Source organism: Gilliamella sp. Imp1-1 (assembly GCF_001690415.1).
Taxonomy (GTDB): Bacteria; Pseudomonadota; Gammaproteobacteria; order Enterobacterales; family Orbaceae; genus Gilliamella; species Gilliamella bombi.
This window is the reverse complement of the sequence record NZ_LZHK01000017.1, coordinates 1-9,169: the sequence shown is the minus strand read 5'-3', so window position 1 is coordinate 9,169 and position 9,169 is coordinate 1. Positions and strand designations below refer to the sequence as shown.

Annotated in this window: 10 protein-coding genes and 1 pseudogene; 7 read left to right on the top strand and 4 right to left on the bottom strand. The window is 35.7% G+C overall.

Annotation, left to right across the window (positions count from 1 at the left end):
• Positions 1–786 (bottom strand): hypothetical protein (locus A9G38_RS02085; RefSeq protein ID WP_141671688.1); only part of this gene is annotated, 786 nt, incomplete at its 3' end.
• 680 nt (positions 787–1,466) lie between these two features.
• Between A9G38_RS02085 and A9G38_RS12705 the strand changes: the two are divergent.
• The 4 genes and pseudogenes from A9G38_RS12705 to A9G38_RS12635 all read left to right on the top strand — a co-directional run.
• Positions 1,467–1,631: pseudogene (locus A9G38_RS12705) on the top strand (alpha/beta fold hydrolase); the annotation flags it as partial.
• A 133-nt stretch (positions 1,632–1,764) separates the two neighbouring features.
• Positions 1,765–2,091 carry a hypothetical protein gene (locus tag A9G38_RS02075; protein WP_034915218.1) on the top strand — a complete coding sequence of 109 codons (327 nt, stop codon included), beginning with the start codon at positions 1,765–1,767 and terminating at the stop codon, positions 2,089–2,091.
• An 11-nt stretch (positions 2,092–2,102) separates the two neighbouring features.
• Positions 2,103–2,939: an MBL fold metallo-hydrolase gene (locus A9G38_RS02070; RefSeq protein WP_034915222.1), complete on the top strand. Its 837-nt coding sequence runs from the start codon at positions 2,103–2,105 to the stop codon at positions 2,937–2,939.
• 113 nt (positions 2,940–3,052) lie between these two features.
• A complete protein-coding gene (locus tag A9G38_RS12635; RefSeq protein WP_141671687.1) occupies positions 3,053–3,172 on the top strand; it encodes a transposase in 120 nt (39 codons plus the stop codon).
• A 302-nt stretch (positions 3,173–3,474) separates the two neighbouring features.
• Here the strand turns inward: A9G38_RS12635 and A9G38_RS02065 are convergent, their stop codons facing one another.
• Positions 3,475–4,362 carry a LysR family transcriptional regulator gene (locus A9G38_RS02065; RefSeq protein ID WP_034915225.1) on the bottom strand — a complete coding sequence of 296 codons (888 nt, stop codon included), beginning with the start codon at positions 4,360–4,362 and terminating at the stop codon, positions 3,475–3,477.
• Between the two features lie 379 nt (positions 4,363–4,741).
• Here A9G38_RS02065 and A9G38_RS12155 point away from each other — a divergent pair, with 379 nt between their 5' ends.
• The 3 genes from A9G38_RS12155 to A9G38_RS02050 are packed head-to-tail and all read left to right on the top strand — an operon-like array spanning position 4,742 to position 6,615.
• The gene (locus A9G38_RS12155; RefSeq protein ID WP_034915226.1) at positions 4,742–4,978 is read left to right on the top strand and encodes a hypothetical protein; all 237 of its coding nucleotides are present in this window, start codon (positions 4,742–4,744) and stop codon (positions 4,976–4,978) included.
• Positions 4,963–5,202 (top strand): hypothetical protein, encoded by a 240-nt coding sequence (locus A9G38_RS02055; protein ID WP_034915228.1) that lies wholly within the window; start codon positions 4,963–4,965, stop codon positions 5,200–5,202. Before A9G38_RS12155 ends, A9G38_RS02055 begins: the two co-directional genes overlap by 16 nt.
• A 27-nt stretch (positions 5,203–5,229) precedes the next feature.
• The gene (locus tag A9G38_RS02050; RefSeq protein WP_034915231.1) at positions 5,230–6,615 is read left to right on the top strand and encodes an MFS transporter; all 1,386 of its coding nucleotides are present in this window, start codon (positions 5,230–5,232) and stop codon (positions 6,613–6,615) included.
• 317 nt (positions 6,616–6,932) lie between these two features.
• On the opposite strand, the gene A9G38_RS02045 is transcribed toward A9G38_RS02050, so the two are convergent.
• The gene (locus tag A9G38_RS02045) at positions 6,933–8,198 is read right to left on the bottom strand and encodes a Y-family DNA polymerase (RefSeq protein WP_034915235.1); all 1,266 of its coding nucleotides are present in this window, start codon (positions 8,196–8,198) and stop codon (positions 6,933–6,935) included.
• Entirely contained in the window at positions 8,195–8,644 is a 450-nt protein-coding gene (locus A9G38_RS02040; protein ID WP_202961587.1) for a LexA family protein, read from the bottom strand. The genes A9G38_RS02045 and A9G38_RS02040 overlap by 4 nt, the downstream gene beginning before the upstream one ends.
• Positions 8,645–9,169: the final 525 nt, after the last annotated feature.

Here is a 9,169-nt window from a genome sequence, read left to right as displayed (position 1 = left end):
ATTGATATTTCTTCCAGGAATACCTCCTGTCCAAATATCATCATTATTTGCATTAGTATAATCTGCAACACTCGGCACTCGGTATCCAATTCGGTTACAGTAATTTTTTGCATCTTGCACAGATGCATTAATATTAGCCCCTTGGGCTATATACCATCTTTCAATTTTAAAGCTATACAAGACGTTACTTTTGGCTCTATCTGAATAAAGCTTAAATGTAGAAGGGCTAAAGTTTTTATTAGCACTACTGTTTACTGGTCCTTTTAGTACTATCTTTAAAGCTACATCTCGTGAGCCTTTTCCCCAACCTGGTGTTATTGCAGATGATAAAGCTAAACTAACTCCACTCCCTGATTCCGGGAATACTCTAGCGCCATTAGCTGAGATAATCTCTTCGGGCGTTACGTTTGCTAATAATAAATAAAAATAAACATTATTTGTTCCTGTCGATGGGAAATTACGTTGTGGATTGTTTATATCTTGTGGTACAAATCCTTTTCCTTTTACCCAATCAGGACCATCTAAATCTTTATATTCAGTATTATTACTGGAATCGTTTGATAAATTAGGTTGAGCATAACAAACCAATGGCGCACTTGGCTCAAAATAATCAGGATTCGATATCCATATCCATAAATCAACTGAACCTGCATCTCCGTCTGTACCATATTTTAGACACGGGTTTTCGAACGACGGTAATATTATGGCATCACTACGATGATTTTTTACGCGACCATTTTTACTAGTTAATGCTTCTAAACTCCATGAATATGGCAATAATAACACGCCCAACACCAACAAGAGTTTTCGAGATAATTTGAGAGATAATTTGGAAAATATAAATGAGTTTCGTGCAAAAACTCGGCGAATAGGATTATTTAATAAATTTAAATCGTAGGTTTGCCAGTGCTTGTGCCTTGTGCCTTGTGCCAGAAATGATAATGCATTATTGTCTACCTGTCAAGTAACATTTTGTTTTATTTGGATTTTTTATAATTATTTGCTTATTTAATAAGCTTGTTTTCCTATAACGGTAAAAGTATAGCCGTTTAAAAAATAGTTGGCTAGTTTTTTCGTGGTTTTTTGTAAAAAAATACAAATGAAATAGTCCTGTTTGGCGGCGACACCCGTCTCTTTCCCTTGTGAGGGTAATGTATCATGCTTCCATCCCTCAATAGATTCAAGCGCACAACAGTAATATTAACACAGTTAGAGTATCTTACATTATCTGCTTCTGATTTGTTAATACAAGAAAAAGAGAGAGTAAAACGGCTAAACTGTTTATTAAAAAAGTCAGAAGAAATTAATTTGACAGTACCACTGTAATTAATGAATTCTTTTCGGTCATCAACCATTTCGATGCGGATATCGAAATTATCCATTAGCGTAAGAAAAGAAATTATTCTAATAATATTAACAATATGGAACCACATGATATAAGTAAAAATAATTATATGAAGGTATAAATGTTTATTAGACCACTGAAATTAACTCAGCATATCGATGATGTACAGGGTCCTGAAAATGCAACAACGCTGATTCTTCTACACTTTCTGGGAACAGATTTGCACCTATGGGATTTGCAAATGCCGCTATTAACCGAGCGTTATCGGGTAGTCAGGTTGGATATGTTGATCAACTACGGAGTGGTGATGCCGAATTCGGAATGGTATCTAGATGTTATTAATAGCATGCGTTTATTAATATCAAGGATAATACAGTCACACAATTACTAAAATACTTACATATAGGAAAAGTTATTCAATGCCCAGTATTACTATTTATACAACATCAGATCATCACCTAGAAACTTGTGATTTTGCTGATTTTTCTACTTCTTTGACCAAACTTACCAAAGAGATTTTGAAAGCTAAAGATAATAATATCCATATAGCTTATCTAATTGCGGATGTAGGTTATGGGGAATCTGTATACTTTGAGGCTAAACTTAGACAAGAAGTTTTTCGTAGTGAGTCAGTCATGAATGAATTCTCACGTCAGGTTGATTTATTAATTAAAGAAAAGTTCGGCGTAATTGCGAGAATTCGTTGCTTTCTTTATGATTCCAATAATATTTTCGCAAAAAACTAAAAGGTAACTGTATGAATGATAAATTGGCAATGAAGGACCTCGGAGAGGTACTAGTAACTGCTGTTAGTGATGGCTACTTAAAAGTTGATTTTGGAATGCTGGCGAATATTAGTGAGACAGAGTGTTATTTCATTCAACAAAACGCCTGCCAAGATGAACCTAATTCAGTGCACATTAATGCCTTTTTAGTTCAACGCAAAGGTAAAAATATCTTAATTGATAGTGGCGCAGGTAGTTTTAAAGGATGGGGAGGAAGGATAGTAAATAATTTGGCTAAACTTGGGGTGAAACCAAATGATATTGATGCCGTATTACTCACACATGCTCATCCCGATCATATAGGTGGCTTGATCAACTCCTACGGAGAGGCTGTATTTCCAAATGCAGAATTAGTAATTAGTCAAGATGAGTATGATTATCTAAAAGATGACAAAAAGTTTTTTTCTTCCAGCGATCGTGTCAAAGGTAATTTTATTTTTGCTCGCAGTGTTTTCAAACAGTATCAAGAAAATCTGCGATTAGTTAATGAAGGTGAAGTACTTACTGGTATACATGCATTACCATTAAAAGGGCATACACCAGGACATACTGGTTATAAAGTCGAGGGAAAAAATAGTAGTTTATTGATTTGGGGTGATATCGTCCACTTTCCACATATCCAACTTTTAAAACCGAATGTCTCAATTGCTTTCGATTATGATCCTAAATTGGCAGCGGAAACCCGTATTCGCATCCTTGATATGGTGAGTTCTGAACACATTCTTGTTGGTGGGATTCATTTTGGATGTGAAGGTTTTGGTTATATTCAAAAGCTTAAAAGAGGATATGAAATTGTACTTACTGATTAATTAACTAATGTTTTTTCAAATCATATTTAATAATTTTGTAAGCTATCAATTGTAACTATCCCATAAAATAGTACATTAAAAAATTCTCTATGATAAAAGTAAAGGGGGATTTAATGATGAAAAAAATGACTGAACATCAAATCGTAGCTATTTTAAAAGAAGCTGAAGCTGATATTCCCGTTAAAGAGCTGTGCCGTAAATATGGCATGGGTAATTCAACTTTCTATAAATGACGAGAAAAATACGGCGGAATGGAAACTTCGGATATCAAACGCTTAAAGGAAATACTTTGAAGTCTCTCTGATGAAAATAATTTTGGCAAAGTTTCGAGAAAGAACCGTTGTCAATATACATACACCTTCTTGAAAACGGAATAAATTTTATATTCTGAATTTGGATAATAGTATTGTGAGAGAAAGGGATTGTGTCAATAAGATACTCTCCCATTCCTTTAATATCTGAGCAATGTGAAACAGTTTGCGTGTTAAAATATTTCAATAGCATAGTCTGAGCTAGCATCATGCGTACAGGTCAGTTAATAACCGATATCGTGCAACCGAGGATCTTGGAATATTGATATCATCATATCAATGAATTTATCAGTATCCAAATAGGGACAATCAACACGGTAGATAAGCTCAATTTTGAAATCATTAAACTCTCTAGCTAACTGATGAATTTTTATTTTGTTCTTAATTTCATTACTGATTGAGCAACGTAAGACCAGCGAGACCCCTTTGCCAGCGGCTATGTTTGAAAACAAAACAGGATAAGAACCACATTCAATTACTCGTTTAGGCGTAATGTTACCTTCATTAAACAGTACACTGAAATTGCGAGTTGATGTGGCACATTTTTTACTACTTAACAAAAAAACTTCCCCGTCTAGACTAGATATATTTGTGATTGGTAAATGATTTTTTTCTGTGACAATCACTAATTCGCTGGAGAGTAATGTGAAACATGTATGCCGTTTGTTAGAAAAGCCTGCTCCAATGATGACTGCATCAAATTCGTTTTTATCAAAAGCGTTGAGCAAACTGATCGTGTTTCCTATTGAAATATCGATGTTCCAACCCAACTCTTCACCAAAATCAATCAAAGCAGTAATTATATAGGGGGGTAAACACTCAATTATTCCAATTCTTATGGTCAACTGACCATCTTTGGAGTAGGAAATGTTGTTTTTACAGTCATTCGCTAGGTTCAGCATTTTAAGTGCGTATTCATAAAGTATCTTACCCTGTGTAGTAGGTAGACATCCTTCGATTTTCCTATCTAATAATGTAACATCTAGCTTTTCTTCTAGACTTCGTATTCGATGAGAAATACTAGACTGCACTCGATTTAGGCGTTCTGCGGCTTGGGTTATATTCCCTGTGTCTACGACTGTTACGAACGCCAGAAGTTCATCTAGCTTCATTTTAACTCTCCTTCTAAGTGTTGAATAAATATGTCAACAATATTTTTAGTTATCAGAAGAGGGCTTTTGTAGGATAGTCGCAGCAAAGATAGTACTAGGCTAAAAATAAACCTTCATATCTAACAACTCTATTCCATGAGCTTGTCTCAACATAATATTATTATGGGTATCAATCTTTTCGATGTACATCACGATTTTATTCACTGGTTTTTTATTATTCTGAGAATTATGATTTTAGCATTAATATCGTTTGTCTATTCTATAACGTAATAGTGACACAATCAAATAGTTGCATGATAAACCGAATAGACTTTGATACGTTATCTAGTGTTAATTACAGCTAATTATTGAAACTTTCTACTCGTAAATAGGATAAAATATGGTGCACACTAAGTTTGATAGAGTAATGAATGATCTGATTGATTATGCCTACGAGCAAACAACTTCTGATAATGATGCGATCCGCATGGCACATTTTTGTTTGTTAGATTCGATAGAGTGTGCGATAGCTGCCTCTTCTGATGCCGATTTTTTGAGATTGATGAATAGTGTGCAATTCAGCAAAAACAGTCAGGGCATTCCCATTATAGATAGATCTCTATGGTTAAGACCTTAGAAGGGATTACGGGTATGCTTCCGCTGATTAGTGAAAGTATGCACAATCGATTTTATGTCCTCACCGCTTACTGTTTTCTCAGAAGTATTCGTATCAACGGTAGCAAGCAGGAATGGAAAGCTCCTCGTAATCCAGTAATAGCTAGGCTAGAAGAAGTATTGATTCTTGGAATGATGACCTTTCTAGAAAGCAAAAGTTTAGAGACAAAAATTTTTTGCGCATAATTTCATTATAATAAAGGACCTGTAAATATGTCGTTGGTAAGTAATAGCAGTATTCTTGAGCAAGGTTTTGATGTACCAAGGCGCTATTTTGCAGCTGCGGCCATTTTGATAGGGGTGCTAATGTCAGCATTAGATGGTTCCATTGTTAATATTGCATTACCCTCCATTGCTTGTACGTTACAAATTGATTCTGCATCTAGTATCTGGATTATCAACGGCTATCAGGTTGCTAGCGCAGCCACGATGCTAATTTGTGCATCGCTTGGTTCGAGGATTGGTGAAAAGCGTTTTTATACAGCAGGTATGATTTTATTTACGCTCTCTTCCTTAGGTTGTAGCCTTTCTCCAACCTTTGGTGCTCTGGTCACTATGCGGATACTACAAGGAATTAGTTACGCTGTAATGATTAGCGTTGGGTTGGGGCTGTACAGAGTTATATTTCCACCTTATAAGTTGGGGACAATATTTGGGTTAAATGCGATGGTATTTGCGGTGGGTACGGCTGTCGGCCCAGCATTAGGAGGAATTATTATTTCTTATTTATCTTGGCCATGGCTTTTTTATATCAACATTCCATTTGGAGGGTTTGCTATAATCTTTTCGTTTATCTCATTAGGGAAAGATAATGAAAATGAAAAAGGCTTTGATTTAGCAGGAGCAATTAGCTCGGCAGGAGCATTAGGCTTGATGGTGATTACAGTTGATCAAATTGGTAGCTGGAAAAATCATTCGTTGATATTTTGCGCAGTGGTTTCAACGATCTTATTTATCCTATTTATTGCTGTCCAGACTCGTTCAAAGCATCCTTTATTACCGCTTGATATATTTTGTTCACGCCGATACACTTTTGCGGTGATCTCTTCCCTATCTATGTTTGTTGCTCAAGGAATTGCGTTGGTAAGCTTACCCTTTGTTTTACAACATACTTATAACTATTCTGTGCTAGAGTCTGCTTTTATCTTTTCAGCGTGGCCACTAGCTGTAGCTTGTTGTGCACCTATTGCAGGAAGACTGTCAAACCGTTTTAATCCTACCCATATATCTACTATTGGCGTGATGTTTTTTTGTATAGGTTTAGGTTCATTAGCTTTGTTATCGGAAGCAGCAACAGTGAGTGATTTCTTGTGGCGAGTGGTCATTTGTGGCGTTGGTTATGGTTTTTTTCTCCCGCCAAATAATAAGGAAATGTTTAGCAATGTTTCAAAAAATCGAACAGTCACAGCGTCTGGAGTATTATCTACAGCCAGAACGACTGGGCAGTCAATCGGTGCTGCATTGGTAGCTATGGTAATTGCGCTATTAAATGGATTAATGGAGAGTACCAACGCAGAATTTGGTGTATATATTTTTTCTATTGCTTGTGTGATTGCTGCAATATCATCAATTGTTAGTACATTACGTCTACGTTGTTAAAAAAATTCAAGAGGTGGTTAATTGTGTATATAAATTCCAAAGGTACTGTCAAATTAACTTTCTAATATGAGTTTAAATTTGATAACTAATTTTTTATTTATAATTTTGGGTGAAACTCGGGTAATAGAGACCATTTGGCAAATTGACATGTGACTAAAACTCGAAAGGGTTTAGCTAAGCACAAGCACCTTACACAATTGAAATGATCATAGATATTGCCAAATCGAGATAAGAATAATTGTGTTTGCTTTGATGACTTAAATTTAAGCATTTATATCGATAATATCATAGTTTTACTAAATCAAACTAAAAAATAATCATTTAACGATTAACAACTCTTCCCACCGAGTAGTATAACGCGGAGTCAGTAATTCACGTTTAATCTGCCAAGGGGCTTGCTTTCTTACGCTACCTAATTGCACCGTATGTTTACCCATCTTCTGGTTGATGGCATCCAGTGCTTGCATCAACTTATCACTTTTTTGCTTTTGCTCTATATTATTGAACGTTTCAAATAACTCATACTGCGTATTGGTGTGCTTAACCTGTAAGTCAAGTAACACCACGCCGGCCTTCATAAACAAAAAACCTTGTTTATAAATAGCCTGCAATCCCTTTTGTGCGGCTTGAATAATGAGCCGTGAATCATCTGTAGGCGAATGCAGTGGAACCACGATAGAAGGATGATATTGCACGATATCCTCACGAAATCGATTAGTTTTTAAAAATACCTGTACGGCACTAGTCACAGAACTTTGCTTTCTGAGCTTTTCAGCTCCTCGACTAGCATGAACGCGAATCGCTTCTTGCACATCAAATAGCTCACCAGTTAACTGTCCAAAGCTACGTGAAGTCATTATATTCTGTTTAGGAATAGATAAATCATCCAATTCGATACAAGGCGTACCTAGTAGCTCTAACACCGTCCGTTCAAGCATCACGGTAAATTGCTGTCTAATTTGTTTAGTGTTTGCTTGCCGCAAATCCCATGCAGTCTGGATGCCTAATGATTGTAGTTTCTCTGAAATACGCCTTCCAACACCCCACACTTTACCCACAGGAAACTGCTGCAAGACTCGACTCAATAAAGGTTTATTATTCGGTAAATAACAAACTCCTTGGTAAGTGGGTTGTTTTTTAGCAACATAATTGGCTATTTTGGCTAAAGTTCGTGTTGACGCAATACCGATACTGACGGGGATACCTGTATCACGTTTGACTTTGGTTCTTATTGTTTGACAGTGCGAAATAACATCTGAGAACCCTGTTAAGGAAATAAAGGCTTCATCAATCGAATACAGTTCTACATCTGCTGTATAATCACGCACTGTATTAAAAACACACTGACTCATATCACCGTATAGCTCATAATTAGAACTCAACAAGGTGATTTTTTTACGAACACTCGGGGAAATTTGATAAGCAGGCATACCCATCGGAACAAGTGGTTTCAACTCATTCGATCTCGCAATAACACAGCCGTCATTATTGGATAAAATACCAATCGGTTGTCCTTCAAGCTTAGGATTAAATACTCGCTCACAAGATGCGTAAAAATTATTACAATCCACTAACCCAATCACAAATAGCCACGACCTCTGAGAGAGTGGATCGTATGAATCACTACTCCCCAAATATGCACTTCTTTACCAGCTAATGAGATCGGTGGATAAAGCGCATTACCAGCTAATAAATGATATTGACCATTAATTACGCCAAGGCATTTACAGGTTAACTCTCCATCAATGGCTGCAATGACCACATCACCGACTACTGGCTCTAAAGAGCGATCAACAATTAATAAATCTCCACTAAAAACACCATAATCCACCATTGAATCACCCATTGCCTTGATATAATAGGTCGCACTTGGGTGTTTGACTAAATGCTCAGTTAAATCGAGTTTCGCTTCTAAATAATCATCAGCAGGCGAAGGGAAACCAGCTCTAACTGGTATATCCACCAACGGTAGTTGATTAATAATAGATGTGTCAACACAGCCAAGCACAATACAACTGAATTTGTACAAGAAAATACTCCTAAAAACTAAACGAAAGAACATCACCACTGTTTTTTAGTTATCGTGGTAAAAAAAGAATATGGATAAATATACAGTATACAATGCGAACTTCAACAGATTTTAGTGTAAAAAAATATAAAAGTGTAAATAAAGCACTATGTGAATAAGTTAGCTTGATAGTGTCAAATCAAGGAATAAAATTGGATATATCAAAGCGATTAATACAGAGTGTAATAACTTTTTTAGTTTAGACTACGTGCTACACTATCTACAAGAGCAACTTTTGAATCAATTAGTAAGTTCAACTGTACATGAAAAATAGACTATTTATTTTAATATTGTGTTTTAATTTTTCTATTATTATGACTGTAAGGGCTGAAATGATGAATCCTAATGTAAACATGAACCATTGAACAACATTTACAAGATGATAACCGTTTAGTGGAGTATAAGTTTTATAGCACTATTACAAAGAGAATTAGTTGATAAAAAAGATTTCTTCCAGCTAAAAGACCTAGAGAGTAATTAATCCTA